Here is a 14,356-nt window from a genome sequence, read left to right as displayed (position 1 = left end):
CTCCCCGCCGCGCCTCCCGGGCACTTTCGCAGTTTCGGCGACATCCACACTTCACGCCGGGCGGAAACATCGTGCGCTGCATCGGCCTACGATGTGTGTCATGAACTCATCCCCATCACCCGTCTCGCCCGCTCTCGGCCGCATTCTTGCGACGGTCAGCGTCGGCTTCGTCGTCACGCAACTCGACGTGACCATCGTCAACATCGCACTGCCGAAGATCGGTGCGGACCTGCATGCGAATGTCGCGGGGCTGCAGTGGGTCGTCGACGCGTACACGCTCGCGTTCGCCGTACTGATGCTCTCGGCGGGCGCACTCGGCGACCGGCTCGGCATCCGGCGCATGTATGCGGCCGGCATCGTGCTGTTTGCGCTCGCGTCGCTCGCCTGCGGGTTGGCGCTCGATGCCACCATGCTGGTGGCCGCCCGCGCGGTGCAAGGCATCGGCGCGGCTGCCATGCTGCCGAACTCGCTGGCGCTGCTCAACCGCTCATATGGCCACGATCCGAAACTGCGCGCGCGCGCCGTCGGGCTGTGGACCGCAGCGGGCGCGATTGCGATCGCGGCCGGGCCTGTGGTCGGCGGTCTGCTGATTGCGGCATTCGGCTGGCGCAGCATCTTTCTCGTCAATCTGCCGATTTGCGCCGCCGGTTGGCTGGCGACTTTGCGCTGGGTGCCCCGGCCCGAGTCCGCGCAAAACGGCACGCCGCAGACGGCTGCGGCTCACGCTGCTGCGCCAGCTACGGCCTGCGCGGCGCCCGAGGACGGCACGACAAACGCGGCTGCTCCCCGCGGTATCGATCTGAGCGGCCAGGCCCTCGCGATTGTCGCGCTCACCGCCTTCGTCGCCGCAGTGATCGAATGGCGGCCACTGGGGTTGAGCCATCCGTTGGTGGCCGGTGGTTTCATGCTTGCGCTCATCGCCACGGGGGCCTTCATCGCCGTGGAATCGCGCGTCGCGGCACCGATGCTGCCGCTCTCGCTATTCAGCAAGCGCACCTTCAATGCCGCGGTGCTGTTCGGCATCTGCGTGAATCTGACGTACTACGGCATGGTGTTCGTACTGAGCCTGTATTTGCAGCGCGTGCGCGGCTACACCCCGCTGCAGGCGGGCCTCGCGTTCCTGCCGTTGACCGGCGGCTTTCTGATCTCGAACGTGGCGAGCGGTTGGGTAGTCGGGCGGTTTGGCGTACGCGTGCCGATGATCGCCGGCGCGATCACTGCGGGGCTCGGCTATGGCCTGCTGCATTTCGTCGAAGCGTCCACGCCGCTCGTCGGCCTGCTGCTGCCGTTCCTGCTGATTCCATCGGGGATGGGCCTCGCGGTCCCGGCAATGACCACCGCCGTGCTGGCCTCCGCAGAAGCGAGCCGCGCGGGCACTGCGTCGGCCGTGCTCAACACTGCCCGGCAAGCGGGCGGCGCGGTGGGTGTCGCCGCCTTCGGCGCGCTGGCGAGCGGCGCTGCCGCCACGCAGATCGTCACGGGGATGCAAGCCGCGACGGCCATCTCGGTCGGCCTGCTGGTGGTGGGCGGCGTAATGGGCTGCCTTGTTCATCCAGAGCCGCACGCGTCGACGAGCAAGCCCCATAAGACCGCCTCCGGCCACGCTTCTGAATCGCGCTGACCGGAGCCTGACTGATAGCGTGACTTACAGCGGCGCTTCCTGAATCGTGCCGGTGTCGATCGCGCGCTCGATCAGCCCTTCGTTTTGCGCCTTGGCGATCGCATCGGCAATCAGCTTCTCCGGCTGTTCTATTTCGGCTTTGATCGTGCTGATGAAACCCGATGCGTCCAGAACCACCAAGGTTTTCGCTGAATCGGCAAGGCTGATGATGACGCGATGGGGCGTGGGCCCTTCGCCGAGACTTGCGCACAACTGCGTGACCTTGCCGCCAATGGTTTGCTCAAAACTTTGAATCATTATTTGCTCCCTTGTTTACAGCCAGAATCAGCCGCGACCGGCCCAGACGACGTCAACCGTGTGATTAGAGATTCAGCCCCCTGCGAGGCGCGCGCGCCCCATCGATACTGATACGGCCAGCCCCGGTCACGAACAGCAGCAGGAAACCCCCGGCGATGCCAATGTTCTTCCAGAAGTGGATCACCATGTCGCGCTGCAATGCGGGATCCGTGACATTCCAGAAATCGTGGCCCAGCACCGCGGTGGCCACGGTGTAGACAGCCATGATGAGCGCGAGTGGGCGCGCCTTGAAGCCGACGATCAGCAGCAGGCCGCCGAGCGCCTCGACCGCGGTTGCGATCCCCGCGGCAACCGGCACGAACGGCACGCCCTTCGAATGCAGATAGCCGACAAAGCCCGCATAGCCCAGCAGTTTCATCACGCCGCCCCACAAAAACAGCACGGCAAGGGCAATGCGCGCGATGAGGATCACGCCGGAATCGACGGGACGCGTCATGAGGGGCTCCTGTAAATGAATAAGCAGCAGACCCGGCCAGGCGGCCGCAGTTCCCTATTTTGCATCCGGTAACATGTGCATTGCCCGCCTTTTCCAAGCGCGGGACAGCGTGAACGGCGCAATCCGCGCCGCCTCGAGGGAAGGCAAAAGGTGTCCGGGCGCGGCACGCGCCCAATTTTGCAAGGATCCAGCCGGTGTCGCCGCGGTGCTTACTTATGCACGAGGATACGTCGCGACCTCGATCAGATTGCCATCCGGATCGCGGCAATACACCGAAGTCATCTTGCCGAGCGCGCCGTCGCGCTCAACCGGGCCGGCCTCTATCGTGACACCCTGAGCGAGCCAGTGGGCTTTGACCTCGGCGGGACTCGCGGTGGTGACAAAGCACAGATCGGCGCTGCCCGGCACCGGCTCACGTCCGGTGAACCAGGCGAGCGTGTCCGCATTGGCCGGCCGCAAATTGATCTTCTGGTTGCCGTATGTCATCGCCACACGCGGGCCAGTGCGCGACTCGAAGCCGATGCGACGCATGCCGAGCATTCGCGCGTACCAGGCCGCGCTGGCTTCCACGTCGGCGACGTTCAGAACGAGATGATCGAGACTGTCTATCGAGAAGCTCATGAGTTTCGCCGCCGTGGTGAGGCGTTATTGCTGCGGTGCATCCGGCGCGAGCAAGACACCTTTTGTGAAAACGAAGCAGCCGTAACCGCGCTCTTCGCCGGTAGCGATCACGCAATAGGCTTTGCGCGCCCGCTCGTAGAATGCGAAACGTTCGACCGAAGCAAACGGCACCTCACGCCCTTCCGCTGCATTGATCTCGATCTGCGCCTCGCGCTGAACGGCCGGAATCGTGTGCGGCTCGCCCACCACTTCCATCCGCGAAGCGGGACGTTCGATGAAAGTATCCAGCGGCATCACCGACAGAATCGCGCGAATCGCACGCGGTGCGTTCACGCCGTCGAGACGCAGCAGCTTGCCCAACACCGTCTCCTGCGCGACGGAAGCGCCCGGAAAGTTGGCGTCGCAAACGACCAGTTCGTCGCCATGTCCCATCGAGCGTAGCGCATGCAGCACGTCGGCATTCAGCAGCGGGTCCAGATTCTTCAGCACGGTGTCTCCTTGAGGTTTGACTGGTGGTTTGCCGGGTCGAACGGGTTGCCCCGTCGTACCCGGTAGCGCGTCGCGCTCGATTGTAGCAAGACCTTGCGGCGCGGTCCGTCACCGGCGGATCGTCGTCAATCGGCCTTTCCGCACAATGCGGTGTGCGGCCGTCTGCCGACACCGTCCACCGCAACCATCCGACCAGTGCGAGCAGCACGAGAGCCACGCCGCCCAACACTGGCTCGCGCCAGGCCAGCAGTGCAGTGAAGGTGAACGCGCGCGCACCGGCCAGCAGCGCGAAGCCGGCGATCGCGCTGGAAAGCGCGTCGACAGCGCCCGACAGGCGCGCGAACGTAAAGACCGTACCAGGAACCGTAGCGGCGGACTCGTGCATGATAGTCTCCGTTAAGAACTATGCGTTATCAGGTAGCGGCAGGCACCTGGTCGAGGAAACCCGTCACCGCCTGCAGACGGCCATGTGCATCGAGCACGCCGAAGTCGGAGCCTTTGACGATCGCTTCGCCGGCCGGCGTGGTCAGTGCCCACGAAAAACGCAGGCGGTTCGCGAAGCCGTCAACCTCCGTCGTGCGACGAAACGTGTGATGCGGGAAGCGTTCATGCACCGCGCGGATCATCGCGTCGATGCCGTCATGGCCCGCGCCTGCCAGCAGCGGATCACGATAGTCGGCATCGCTCGTCCACGTTGCGGCGATCAGCTCACGGCGGCGCACTGCATCCGTTTCATTCCATACGTCGAAATAACGGTCGATCAGATCGGTATGCGCATTCATCTCAGACTCCTTGCTTGGCATGACTGAGCACTACGCTCGGCAGACACGTTGTATGCGGCGGGCTCGGAGTGAAGATTGGCGCCTCGAACGCGGCGCGTCGATTACGTGAGAGGTAAGCATCTCGACGCACCAAGGTGCGAAACCGCGTTTTTTTCCGCTGAATTAGCCATCCGGCCGAATCGTCAGAAGCAGCGTCAGCCGCTAACCTCGTGGCGCAATTGGGGGCCGCGCAGCATCGACGCACGGCATGTGACGAACTGAACGGGCGCGGACACAAACCGCTTTTTTTAATATGATTTTTTCGCTTGCAAGGCCGTATCCGACGGGATACACTCGTCAGCAAATCGGTTCACCGCCTGTGTACACGGTCAACCGCACCGAAGAATTCGACAACTGGCTTGCCAGCCTCGCAGACTTAAGAGCGAGGGCAAAAATTCTGGTGCGAGTCCGGCGTGCGGAGCGAGGTCATTTCGGCGACGTGAAGCTGCTGGAAGACGGTGTGTCCGAAATGCGTGTCGATTGGGGTCCCGGCTATCGGGTCTACTTCGCGCGTGAAGGGCGAATGATGTACCTGCTGCTCTGCGGTGGCGATAAGTCCACACAGCCGGCCGACATCAAGCACGCCAAATCAATGTGGGCAGCAATCAGAAAGGAACTGTCATGAGCAAAGTCAAAACCGCACGGTTCGACGCATCGCACTACCTCGATAGCGAAGAGATGATCGCTGAATATCTCAACGCGGCACTGGAAGAAAGCGACGCCGACGTCCTGCTCGCCGCGATTGCCGACATCGCGAAAGCACGCGGCATCGCAAAAGTCGCGGCCGACGCCGGGCTTGGGCGCGAAAGCCTCTACAAAACACTCGCGCCGGGCTCGAAACCGCGCATGGATACAGTGTTCAAACTGCTGCGCGCACTGGGCGTCAAGCTCAACGCCGTGCCGGTGAGTATGGCGCACGCCTGATGCACGCTTGCCGTATTGCTGCTTCGGGCAAGGCGCTGAACGTGCTGCGTGTTCGTGGGCGCACCTAGGCTTTCCTGCGTATTCCTGCTAGTTCCTGGTATCTCGCGTTTTTCCGCGGTATTCCGCGGTATTCCATTACCTGCCAGGTAATGGATCGCCAACCAGCTTTAGCTATCATCGGTAGCATGAACACACTCTCTCTTGCGCAAACCATCCCGTCGAACGGTCCGACGGCAAGCCGCACGGTCGGCGATCTGCTACGCGAATGGCGGCAGCGGCGAAGAATGAGCCAGTTGCTGCTCGCCGCTGAAGCTGAAATTTCCACGCGGCATCTGAGCTTCGTCGAGTCAGGCCGGGCGGTGCCCAGCCGGGAAATGGTCATGCATCTCGCCGAGCGGCTCGACGTGCCGCTTCGTGCGCGCAATGCGCTGCTGGTCGCGGCGGGTTACGCGCCGCTATTTCGCGAACGTCCTCTAACGGACCCGCAACTGGCCACTGCGCGCGAGGCAGTCGAGTTGGTGCTCAAAGGTCACGAGCCGTATCCGGCACTCGCGATCGACCGTCACTGGACCATCGTGGCCGCAAACAATGCGCTTGCGCCATTGCTTGCAGGCGCGAGCCCGGAACTGCTGAAACCGCCGGTCAATGCAATGCGGCTGAGTTTGCATCCAGAAGGTATCGCAGCGTCGATCATCAATTGGCATGCCTGGCGCGCGCATGCGCTGTCCCGACTCCAGCGGCAAATCGACGTGAGTGGTGACGAGACGCTGAGCGCGCTGCGTGAGGAACTGGCGGCCTACCCTGCTCCCCCCGGCGCGGGAGTGGCGGACCACGACGACGCCGCGAATCATCAGGTCGCCGTGCCACTGCGACTGCGCACCCCGATCGGCGAGCTATCGTTCTTCAGCACGACCACGGTGTTCGGCACACCGGTAGATGTCACCCTGTCGGAACTTGCCATCGAGGCATTCTTTCCTGCCGACCAGCAAACCGCAGCGGCGTTGCTCGAGTTTGCCGCGAAGCAACGCACTGAGGGGGAAAAGGCCGAAGCCGCGAAAGCATCGTAGAGCGTGAACACCGGCGGATCTTCGAACCCGGCGTTGATATCACTTGTTATCGCTTGTCATCGCTTACCAGGCCATTCAAATCACATGGAGAGACGCATTTGATCAACAACGCCCCGCTGATCCGCCAACTCGGTCCGGCCGACCGCGACGCCTACTTCCAGCTTCGCCTGCGCGGCCTGAAGGCCCATCCGGAGTCGTTCGGTCAAAGCTATGAAGAAGCATTGGCCAAAGGCGCCGCGCAACATGACGCGATGTTGCAAGGCGCGCGCGCAGCCGAAGGGGACTTTTTGCTGGGCGCTTATGCGTCTGCCGGCGGTGCATCTGCCAGCGGTGCATCGGCCAACGCGGCATCTGCCAATGCACCGTTGATCGGCGTCGTCGGATTGCTGCGCAATCAGCGCGACAAGGAACAGCACAAAGCGGCCGTCATCGGCATGTATGTCGCGCCGGAAGCCGCTGGCCAGGGCGTCGGGCGCGCCTTGCTCGATGAGTTGCTGGCGCGCGCGGCGCAAGTAGAAGGTCTAAGGCAAATTCAGTTGATGGTGGGCAGCCGGAATGAGACGGCACGCAAGCTTTATGAGTCGCTGGGTTTTCGCAAATATGGCTGCGAGATCGATGCGCTGAACGTCAACGGGGTGTTTCACGATGCCGATCTGATGGCGCGCTTCATGTAATCACGCTTCATGCAACAATCATCTGCCGCCCGTCAATCAAACATCATGTCCGATCTCTCCACTCCACTTCCGCGCGTACCACGCCGCTTCGACATCAATCCGAAACCGCTAGGCGCCGCGCTCGTACTAATCGCGCTGGGCGCTGTCTATCTGGCGCAAACCGTTAGCGGCCGTCAGGCCGCGCTCTACATCGTCGGCGCCCTGCTGGGCATGTCGCTGTATCACGCGGCGTTCGGCTTTACTTCCGCATGGCGGGTCTTCATCGCCGACGGCCGCGGCGCCGGTCTGCGCGCGCAAATGCTGATGCTGGCGCTCGGCGTCCTGTTGTTCTTTCCGGTGCTCGCCGCGGGCACGCTGTTCGGCCGGCCCGTGGTCGGCCTGGTGGCGCCGGCAGGCACGTCCGTGCTGGTCGGTGCCTTCATGTTCGGGGTCGGCATGCAGCTGGGCGGCGGTTGCGCGTCCGGCACGCTATACACCGTCGGTGGCGGCAGCACACGCATGATCGTCACGCTGGCGGCATTCGTCATCGGTTCGGTTGTCGCGACCGCGCACATGCCGTTCTGGACCGCGCTGCCGTCTCTCAAACCGTTTTCGATGGTGACCTCGTTCGGTGCGGGCTGGGCCATCGCACTGAATCTGGTCATTTTCGCTGTGATCGCGGCGCTCACCGTAGCGGTCGAGCGGCGCCGCCACGGCCAGCTGGTCAACGAGCCGCAGCGCGCACCACATGCGTCGCCATGGTTGCACGGTCCGTGGCCGTTGTTCGTCGGCGCAATCGCGCTGGTCCTGCTCAACTTCGCGACGCTGGCATTGTCCGGCCGCCCATGGGGTGTGACATCGGCGTTCGCGCTGTGGGGCGCCAAACTATTTGCCGCACTGGGCATCGACGTGGCCAGTTGGCCGTATTGGGCCGCTCATGCCAACGCCGGTGCATTGGCCGCCCCTGTTACACATGACGTCACCACGGTGATGGACATCGGTATCATCCTCGGCGCCATGACGGCAGCGGCGCTCGCCGGCCGTTACGCGCCGGTCTGGAAAGTGCCGGCCCGCTCGCTGATCGCGGCGGTGGCCGGCGGCCTGATGCTCGGCTATGGGGCCCGTCTGGCCTATGGTTGTAACATCGGCGCCTACTTCAGCGGCATCGTGTCTGGCAGCTTGCACGGCTGGCTGTGGCTGGTCGCCGCCTTCGCCGGCAACGTACTCGGCACCCGTCTGCGCCCGGCGTTCGGCCTCGAAGTCGAGCGGATTCGCGCAAACGGTTGCTAGAAGTTACAAATGCGGCCTCGTTTGTAACTGGGGCCGCACCAACCTGTTACACCTCTGATTTGTCCCCACAGCAGTGTCAATGAGCGGTATTTATTACTTTTAATTTATCTCGCTTTCTACTTCCTTTCTGATTCAGTCCTGATTTTCCGGTTCTCGACCGGATGCGCGCCATTGCTCAGATGAATAAGCCTGGAGCCCACCACACAAGGGTTTCCATGGATCAGACAAAATTCACAGGCCGCAAAAAATCTGCTATGCATCCTCTATTACAGCGCCGTGAAAGAGTTACCGAAATTTGATGCATTTTTTTGAGATATTTTTCCGACAGGGGATTGATTTCTTGTTTTGCCCTTCATACAATTCGTCCCAAGCTGTTACGAAATGTAACGTGATGTATCAAACAGTCGCTGTCTGTATCAGGTGGTGACATGTAGCCGGAGGACAACGTTTCCGGCGAGGCACAAAAGACATAACGGCAGAAAATGCCGACATAGTAATTCGGGGCTTCGGAAACACAGAAAATGGACCGTAGCAGCGAGACGCTGGATTCAATCCGCGAGATCAACTTGTCTTACATCATGCTCGCGCAACGTATGTTGCGTGAGGACAAACCGGTCGGCATGTTCCGGCTGGGACTGTCGTCGGAACTGGCTGATTTGCTTGCCGGGCTGTCGCTCGCGCAGATCGTCAAGCTGGCCGCTTCCGATCAGCTTTTGTGCTTCTTCCGCTTCAACGACCACTCCATGTTGTCGGCGTTGACGCAAACCACGAAGCATGCAGCAGTTGCACCGACTCACGCGGCGATCCTGCTTGCAGGCCAGCCTGCTGAGCAGTTTGCTTAATCGAGGTGACCGCGATGCTCAAGCGTAGCCTGACGGAAGACGCGCAAGAGGTATTCCGCGCCATCGCGCTGATTGAACTCGGCGCGCGCATGCAGGTGCTCGAAAGCGAGTTGACGCTTTCGCGCGACCGCATGATCCGCCTGTACCGCGAGGTCAAAGGCGTATCGCCACCCAAGGGCATGCTGCCGTTTTCGGCGGACTGGTACATGACGTGGCTGGCGAACATCCACGCGTCGCTGTTCTACAACACGTACCTGTTCCTGAAGAACGAAGCGCGTTGCTCGCATCTGGATGCGCTGACCAAAGGATATCGGCTGTATCTGGAACATTGTCAGCACAGCGAAACCGAGCCGGTGCTGGATCTGACGCGTGCGTGGACGCTGGTGCGCTTCTTCGACGCCGACATCCTGCAGTTGACCAAATGCTGCCGTTGCACCGGCAAGTTCGTCGCGCACAAGCACGATCTGCAACACAACGTGGTGTGTGGCGCCTGCCAGCCGCCGTCGCGTGCCGGCAAGACCAAGAAGGCCGCTGCCGCTCGCCAGGAAGCGCTCGAAGCAGCGCAGATCGCGCAAGCTGCCTGAATCAGGTTGAATCGACGAGGGCCGGTCCAGCCTGATTCGAGCCGAAGCACCCAGAAAAAAGGTCCGCCATCACGCGGACCTTTTTTCTCGTGCGTTCGCCCCGGCGCCGAACGCGGGACACCCGATGCGCCCCTGCCCGCGCCCGCGCTATCGCATCAACTCACCAGCCCCACCGTCTGCACCACCAGCCACAGGTTCGCCGCACTGATCACCACGAACAGCGACCAGGCAAGCAACCGCGTCGGCAGTGTGTTGGCGAATTCACCCATCAGCGAACGATCGTTAGTCATGCGGATCAGCGGATAAAGCGCGAACGGCAGTTGCAGGCTCAACACAACCTGGCTTGCAACCAGTAGTTTGCCGACGGCGCCGTTGCCCATCATCTGCACGCCGATCAGCGCCGGAATCAAGGCGAGCGCGCGCGTAATGAAGCGCCGTTGCCAGCATGGAATTTTCAGCTTAAGGAAACCTTCCATGATGACCTGCCCCGCCACCGTGCCGGTGAAGGTCGAACTTTGCCCCGACGCCAGCAAGGTGATCGCGAACAGCACGGCTGCGAAACCGGTGCCGACGATCGGCGCCAGCAGCTTGTACGCGTCTTCGATTTCGGTGACCTGGTTGTGGCCGGTGGCATGGAACGCGGCGGCCGCGAGAATCAGGATCGCCATGTTGATCAGCAAGGCGATCACCAGCGAGGCGATCGTATCGATGCGGGACATGCCGATCGCCGACCTGATACTGGCCGGATCACGCTTCACGGCGCGCGTCTGCACGATCGACGAATGCAGGTAGAGGTTGTGCGGCATCACGGTCGCGCCGAGAATACCGATCGCCAGATACATCGGCTCACGGCTGCTGAGCGCCTCCCATGAAGGAATCAGTCCTTGCGCGACCGACGGCCAATGCGGCTTCACCAGCGCCAACTCGATGATGTAACCCACCCCGATCGTTGCAATCAGGCCGAGCATGATCGCTTCGAGATCGCGGAAATTCTTGCCCTTCAGGCCGAGCACGATCAGCGTGTCGAACGCGGTCAGCAACACGCCCGTGGTTAGCGAGCATTTGAAGAGCAGATGGAAGGCCAACGCGCCGCCGAGCACTTCGGCCAGATCGCAGGCCACGATCGAGAGTTCGGCGAGCAGCCACTGAAAGCGCGCGGCACCCGGCGAATAACGCAGTCTCGACAATTCCGCGAGATCCCGCCCGGTGGCGATGCCCAGACGCATGCTCAGGCATTGCAGCGCCATCGCCGCGAGACTCGACAGCATGACGACGAACAGCAGGCTGTAACCGTAACGCGAACCCGCTTCGATATCGGTGGCCCAGTTGCCGGGGTCCATGTAGCCGATCGAAATCAGCAGGCCGGGCCCGGCGAACTGCAGGATTTTTTTCCAGAACGGCGCGCCTTGCGAGACGGCAACAGTGCCTTGCACCTCGGATGGACAAAACGGCGCCGTTGCGGTGGTCGGTAATTTGAACTGCAATCCGGAGCTCTCTTGAAGGGGATAAAGCACGACGTCTCATGCAAGCCGCCGCGAACCGCCTCAAGTGTACAAAGAAACCTCCGGCAATGTCCCGTTGAGCGCATAGCGGCCGACGTCGCGCAGGCGATAGTCGAGCGGGTCATGCAGCGTATGAACGCGAGCATTGCGCCAGAAACGGTCGAGTGCGAGCGGTGCGTGCGTGGCACGCGCGCCACAGGCGTCGAACAGTTTTTCGCTGACGTCGAGTGCGGCGCGGTGCGCGACGATCTTCGCCTCCGAGGTGGCGAGCGCCACGTGCGCGCGCGTTTCGGCGTCCAAAGCCGCACCCTGCTGCCATGCGTCTTCGAGCGCATCGGCGGCACGTGTTGCCAGCGCCTCAGCACTCACCGTCTGCAGACGCATCTCACCGAAACGCTGGATCAGGTAAGGATCGTCGGTGGCTTTCTCAACGCCGGACGAGATCCACGGCTTGCCGTATTGCGTGACGTACGCGCGCGCCTCTTCGAGCGCACCCTGCGCGATGCCGACGAACAGATTGGTCAGCACCTGCTGCGAAATCAGCGTGCGCAGGCTCGCATAAGCTGTGTCGGCCCGCTCCAGTACCTCATGCGGCTCGATCAGGACCTGTGCAAAGGAGACGCTGCCGCTGTCGGTTTGCCGCTGGCCGATCGGGTTCCAGTCTTCATGAACCGTAATGCCCTCGCGCGTGGTTGGGACCGCGGCGAATACCGCTTTGCCGGTGGCCGGATCGAGCGCGGAAACCGTCATCATGTGCGAACCGCGCGTGCCGGAACAAAAACCTTTCTGCCCATCGAGACGATAGCCACCGCCACTGGTTGGGCTGGCAACGAGTCGCGTGTCAAGCGGATTGACAGCATTGCCCCACCACCAGCGCCCTTCAACCGTGCCGCTCAGATAGCGGGCCCGTTGTTCGGCATTGCCCCAGACATTGACGCTGACCACCTGCAGACAGGTGAAGCCCAGCAGATGCGCGAGCGCACTGTCGACTCGCGCGATCTGACGGATCGTCTCGTAGATCTCCGGCCAGCGCGCGCCGAGACCACCGAACTCACGCGGCACGGCGAGCGTGAGCAAACCCGCGTCGGCGATCCATTGTTTCTCCCGCGCGGCGTGACCGCCGTCGCGATCGCGCTGGGCCGCGCTGGCACGCAACGCGTCGAGCAAGCCGGCGAGATCGCGCACCACGGGCGCGGCGTCGGTTGACAGGGGATGCAGCGCCTCGGGATGACGAGGTTGGTTCATTCGTTGTCCACGTGAAAAAATTGGGCGAGCGGCGCATGAGTTATCCACGCGGCCGGCTCGCGTTCCATCAGCTTCGCGAGAGTCTGCACGCTGCCATCATGCACGCTGTGCAAGCCGCCGTACAAAGCGGTCGCCGACAAACTGCACCGCCGTCACAATCACGATCAGCAGCACAATCACTGTCACCATCACGGTAGTATCGAAACGCTGATAGCCGTAGCGAATCGCCAGATCCCCCAGGCCGCCGGCGCCCACCGCGCCCGCCATCGCCGACGAACCGATCATGGCGACCACCGTGATCGTAAAGCCGCCGAGAATGCCCGGCAGCGCTTCAGGCAGCAGCACATGCCAGATGATATGCCGGCGCTGCGCACCCATTGCCTGCGCGGCTTCGATCAAGCCGCGATCCACTTCGCGCAAGCTCACTTCGGCCACGCGTGCAAAAAAAGGAATCGCCGCGATACTGAGCGGCACAATCGCGGCCCATACACCGATCGTCGTGCCGATCAGCAAACGCGTGAGCGGCAGCAGCGCAACCAGCAGAATGATAAACGGCGTGGAGCGAAACGCATTGACGAGCGCGCCGAGCGTGCTGTTCACCACACGTTTTTCAAAGATACCGCCTCGCGTGGTGGTAACCAGCACCAGCGCGAGCGGAATACCGATCAACGCCGCGACGAAGGCGGATACGCCGACCATGACGATGGTGTCGCGAATCGCATCGGCGAGTTCCGAGAGCCAGAGATCAGACATAGCCGAGCACCTCGACATGATTGGCATAGCGGCGCGCGCGCTCGAGCAAGGTGGCGATCTGCTTTTGCACCGTGTCGCCCGCATTCGCGCGCACCTCTGCCGACACCACCAGACGCCCTTGCGCATGCCCCTGAATCCGGTCGATGCCGCCATGCACGAAACTCACGCGCCCGCCTTCAACGCTCAATGCAGACGTCAAGCCGCCCAGATCGGGCTCGTTCGCATCGCTGCCGGTGAAGCGCACGTCGAGCAAAATCCGCGCATCCGTTTGCGCGATCTCGTGCACTGGTTTGACGCGCGTGGCCAGATCCGCTGGCAGGTCGTGCACCAGGGTACGCAGCAACGCACGTGTCGCGTCATGCCGTGGCTCGCCGAACACGCGCCACACCGGACCGGTCTCCACCACCTCACCGCGCTCGATCACCGCCACGGTATCGCAGACCTCGCGAATCACCTGCATCTCGTGCGTGATCAGCACAATGGTCAGATCGAGCCGCTGATTGATGTCGCGCAGCAACGCGAGAATGGCTTGCGTCGTTTCGGGATCGAGTGCGGACGTCGCTTCGTCGCATAGCAAAATATCCGGGTCGGTCACGAGTGCACGCGCGATTCCGACGCGCTGCTTCTGCCCGCCGGACAAACTCGCCGGATACGCATCGCGTTTGGCCGACAGACCGACCAGTTCGAGCAAGGCATCGACTTTCTGGTCGATCGCAGCCTTCGGCGTGCCGGCGATTTTCAGCGGCAACGCAATGTTCTCGCGTACCGTTTTCGCGGAGAGCAGATTGAAATGCTGGAACACCATGCCGATCCGCCGGCGCAACGTGACCAGTCCACGCTCGTCGAGTTCGCCGACGCTCACGTCATTCACGCGAACCGCGCCGGAAGTCGGCTTTTCCAGACCGTTGACGAGCCGCAGCAGCGTCGATTTGCCTGCTCCGCTGCGGCCGATGATGCCGAACACCTCGCCGCGCGCCACCTTCAGCGAAACGTTCGAAAGGGCCGCGGTCGACACGCCACGCGTGTTGGCGAACACCTTGCCCACGTCGTCGAAAACGACCGCCACCCGCGCGATATCCGGCGCGGCACGATTCAAGCCGAGGGACGGCGCATCTTCAATAAACTGCGGCACGTTGAATAGATTGGCCATG

Annotated in this window: 17 protein-coding genes; 8 read left to right on the top strand and 9 right to left on the bottom strand. The window is 62.4% G+C overall.

Going from position 1 to position 14,356, the window contains the following annotated elements; translation table 11 throughout:
- Window positions 1-100 precede the first annotated feature (100 nt).
- Window positions 101-1,621 carry an MFS transporter gene (locus BCY88_RS14345; protein WP_404935692.1) on the top strand — a complete coding sequence of 507 codons (1,521 nt, stop codon included), beginning with the start codon at window positions 101-103 and terminating at the stop codon, window positions 1,619-1,621.
- A 24-nt stretch (window positions 1,622-1,645) separates the two neighbouring features.
- On the opposite strand, the gene BCY88_RS14340 is transcribed toward BCY88_RS14345, so the two are convergent.
- The 5 genes from BCY88_RS14340 to BCY88_RS14315 form a co-directional block, all read right to left on the bottom strand.
- Window positions 1,646-1,918, bottom strand: a complete 273-nt coding sequence (locus BCY88_RS14340; RefSeq protein WP_054039060.1) for a hypothetical protein — start codon at window positions 1,916-1,918, stop codon at window positions 1,646-1,648.
- A 64-nt stretch (window positions 1,919-1,982) separates the two neighbouring features.
- Entirely contained in the window at window positions 1,983-2,414 is a 432-nt protein-coding gene (locus BCY88_RS14335) for a DoxX family protein (RefSeq protein WP_120344873.1), read from the bottom strand.
- Window positions 2,415-2,627: 213 nt separating this feature from the next.
- Window positions 2,628-3,035: a VOC family protein gene (locus BCY88_RS14330; protein ID WP_120344872.1), complete on the bottom strand. Its 408-nt coding sequence runs from the start codon at window positions 3,033-3,035 to the stop codon at window positions 2,628-2,630.
- 24 nt (window positions 3,036-3,059) lie between these two features.
- Window positions 3,060-3,524, bottom strand: coding sequence for an RbsD/FucU family protein (locus tag BCY88_RS14325; protein WP_120344871.1), 465 nt, complete (start codon window positions 3,522-3,524; stop codon window positions 3,060-3,062).
- A gap of 413 nt (window positions 3,525-3,937) precedes the next feature.
- On the bottom strand, window positions 3,938-4,306 hold the full coding sequence (locus BCY88_RS14315; RefSeq protein WP_120344870.1) for a nuclear transport factor 2 family protein: 369 nt from the start codon (window positions 4,304-4,306) through the stop codon (window positions 3,938-3,940).
- Between the two features lie 292 nt (window positions 4,307-4,598).
- On the opposite strand from BCY88_RS14315, the gene BCY88_RS14310 reads away from it, so the two are divergent.
- The 7 genes from BCY88_RS14310 (at window position 4,599) to flhC (ending at window position 9,705) form a co-directional block, all read left to right on the top strand.
- Window positions 4,599-4,970 (top strand): type II toxin-antitoxin system RelE/ParE family toxin, encoded by a 372-nt coding sequence (locus tag BCY88_RS14310; RefSeq protein ID WP_120344869.1) that lies wholly within the window; start codon window positions 4,599-4,601, stop codon window positions 4,968-4,970.
- Window positions 4,967-5,269, top strand: coding sequence for an addiction module antidote protein (locus BCY88_RS14305; protein WP_120344868.1), 303 nt, complete (start codon window positions 4,967-4,969; stop codon window positions 5,267-5,269). Before BCY88_RS14310 ends, BCY88_RS14305 begins: the two co-directional genes overlap by 4 nt.
- Window positions 5,270-5,454: 185 nt before the next feature.
- Window positions 5,455-6,336, top strand: a complete 882-nt coding sequence (locus tag BCY88_RS14300; RefSeq protein ID WP_473087147.1) for a helix-turn-helix domain-containing protein — start codon at window positions 5,455-5,457, stop codon at window positions 6,334-6,336.
- A 98-nt stretch (window positions 6,337-6,434) separates the two neighbouring features.
- Window positions 6,435-7,010, top strand: a complete 576-nt coding sequence (locus BCY88_RS14295; RefSeq protein WP_120344866.1) for a GNAT family N-acetyltransferase — start codon at window positions 6,435-6,437, stop codon at window positions 7,008-7,010.
- 45 nt (window positions 7,011-7,055) lie between these two features.
- Window positions 7,056-8,279: a YeeE/YedE family protein gene (locus BCY88_RS14290; protein ID WP_120344865.1), complete on the top strand. Its 1,224-nt coding sequence runs from the start codon at window positions 7,056-7,058 to the stop codon at window positions 8,277-8,279.
- Window positions 8,280-8,800: 521 nt separating this feature from the next.
- Window positions 8,801-9,121 (top strand): flagellar transcriptional regulator FlhD, encoded by a 321-nt coding sequence (flhD, locus tag BCY88_RS14285; protein ID WP_028194930.1) that lies wholly within the window; start codon window positions 8,801-8,803, stop codon window positions 9,119-9,121.
- Between the two features lie 14 nt (window positions 9,122-9,135).
- Complete coding sequence (flhC, locus tag BCY88_RS14280; RefSeq protein WP_007177883.1) at window positions 9,136-9,705, top strand: flagellar transcriptional regulator FlhC; 570 nt, start codon at window positions 9,136-9,138, stop codon at window positions 9,703-9,705.
- A 155-nt stretch (window positions 9,706-9,860) separates the two neighbouring features.
- On the opposite strand, the gene BCY88_RS14275 is transcribed toward flhC, so the two are convergent.
- The 4 genes from BCY88_RS14275 to BCY88_RS14260 form a co-directional block, all read right to left on the bottom strand.
- The gene (locus tag BCY88_RS14275) at window positions 9,861-11,189 is read right to left on the bottom strand and encodes an Nramp family divalent metal transporter (protein ID WP_120344864.1); all 1,329 of its coding nucleotides are present in this window, start codon (window positions 11,187-11,189) and stop codon (window positions 9,861-9,863) included.
- A 60-nt stretch (window positions 11,190-11,249) separates the two neighbouring features.
- Entirely contained in the window at window positions 11,250-12,452 is a 1,203-nt protein-coding gene (locus BCY88_RS14270) for an acyl-CoA dehydrogenase family protein (protein WP_120344863.1), read from the bottom strand.
- Between the two features lie 96 nt (window positions 12,453-12,548).
- The gene (locus BCY88_RS14265) at window positions 12,549-13,205 is read right to left on the bottom strand and encodes a methionine ABC transporter permease (RefSeq protein ID WP_120344862.1); all 657 of its coding nucleotides are present in this window, start codon (window positions 13,203-13,205) and stop codon (window positions 12,549-12,551) included.
- A complete protein-coding gene (locus BCY88_RS14260; protein ID WP_120344861.1) occupies window positions 13,198-14,355 on the bottom strand; it encodes a methionine ABC transporter ATP-binding protein in 1,158 nt (385 codons plus the stop codon). Before BCY88_RS14260 ends, BCY88_RS14265 begins: the two co-directional genes overlap by 8 nt.
- Between the last annotated feature and the right edge of the window lies 1 nt (window position 14,356).

This window comes from Paraburkholderia fungorum (genome assembly GCF_003610895.1).
In the GTDB taxonomy this organism is placed as follows: Bacteria; Pseudomonadota; Gammaproteobacteria; order Burkholderiales; family Burkholderiaceae; genus Paraburkholderia; species Paraburkholderia fungorum_B.
The sequence above is the reverse complement of the archived record's forward strand: the minus strand, read 5'-3'. Positions and strand labels throughout refer to the sequence as shown.

Bases quoted from the DNA above. Each gene is read 5' to 3' on its own strand.
- BCY88_RS14345 (WP_404935692.1), top strand. From the start codon at position 101: ATGAACTCATCCCCATCACCCGTCTCGCCCGCTCTCGGCCGCATTCTT.
- BCY88_RS14340 (WP_054039060.1), bottom strand. From the start codon at position 1,918: ATGATTCAAAGTTTTGAGCAAACCATTGGCGGCAAGGTCACGCAGTTG.
- BCY88_RS14335 (WP_120344873.1), bottom strand. From the start codon at position 2,414: ATGACGCGTCCCGTCGATTCCGGCGTGATCCTCATCGCGCGCATTGCC.
- BCY88_RS14330 (WP_120344872.1), bottom strand. From the start codon at position 3,035: ATGAGCTTCTCGATAGACAGTCTCGATCATCTCGTTCTGAACGTCGCC.
- BCY88_RS14315 (WP_120344870.1), bottom strand. From the start codon at position 4,306: ATGAATGCGCATACCGATCTGATCGACCGTTATTTCGACGTATGGAAT.
- BCY88_RS14310 (WP_120344869.1), top strand. From the start codon at position 4,599: ATGATTTTTTCGCTTGCAAGGCCGTATCCGACGGGATACACTCGTCAG.
- BCY88_RS14305 (WP_120344868.1), top strand. From the start codon at position 4,967: ATGAGCAAAGTCAAAACCGCACGGTTCGACGCATCGCACTACCTCGAT.
- BCY88_RS14300 (WP_473087147.1), top strand. From the start codon at position 5,455: ATGAACACACTCTCTCTTGCGCAAACCATCCCGTCGAACGGTCCGACG.
- BCY88_RS14290 (WP_120344865.1), top strand. From the start codon at position 7,056: ATGTCCGATCTCTCCACTCCACTTCCGCGCGTACCACGCCGCTTCGAC.
- flhD (WP_028194930.1), top strand. From the start codon at position 8,801: ATGGACCGTAGCAGCGAGACGCTGGATTCAATCCGCGAGATCAACTTG.
- flhC (WP_007177883.1), top strand. From the start codon at position 9,136: ATGCTCAAGCGTAGCCTGACGGAAGACGCGCAAGAGGTATTCCGCGCC.
- BCY88_RS14270 (WP_120344863.1), bottom strand. From the start codon at position 12,452: ATGAACCAACCTCGTCATCCCGAGGCGCTGCATCCCCTGTCAACCGAC.
- BCY88_RS14265 (WP_120344862.1), bottom strand. From the start codon at position 13,205: ATGTCTGATCTCTGGCTCTCGGAACTCGCCGATGCGATTCGCGACACC.
- BCY88_RS14260 (WP_120344861.1), bottom strand. From the start codon at position 14,355: ATGGCCAATCTATTCAACGTGCCGCAGTTTATTGAAGATGCGCCGTCC.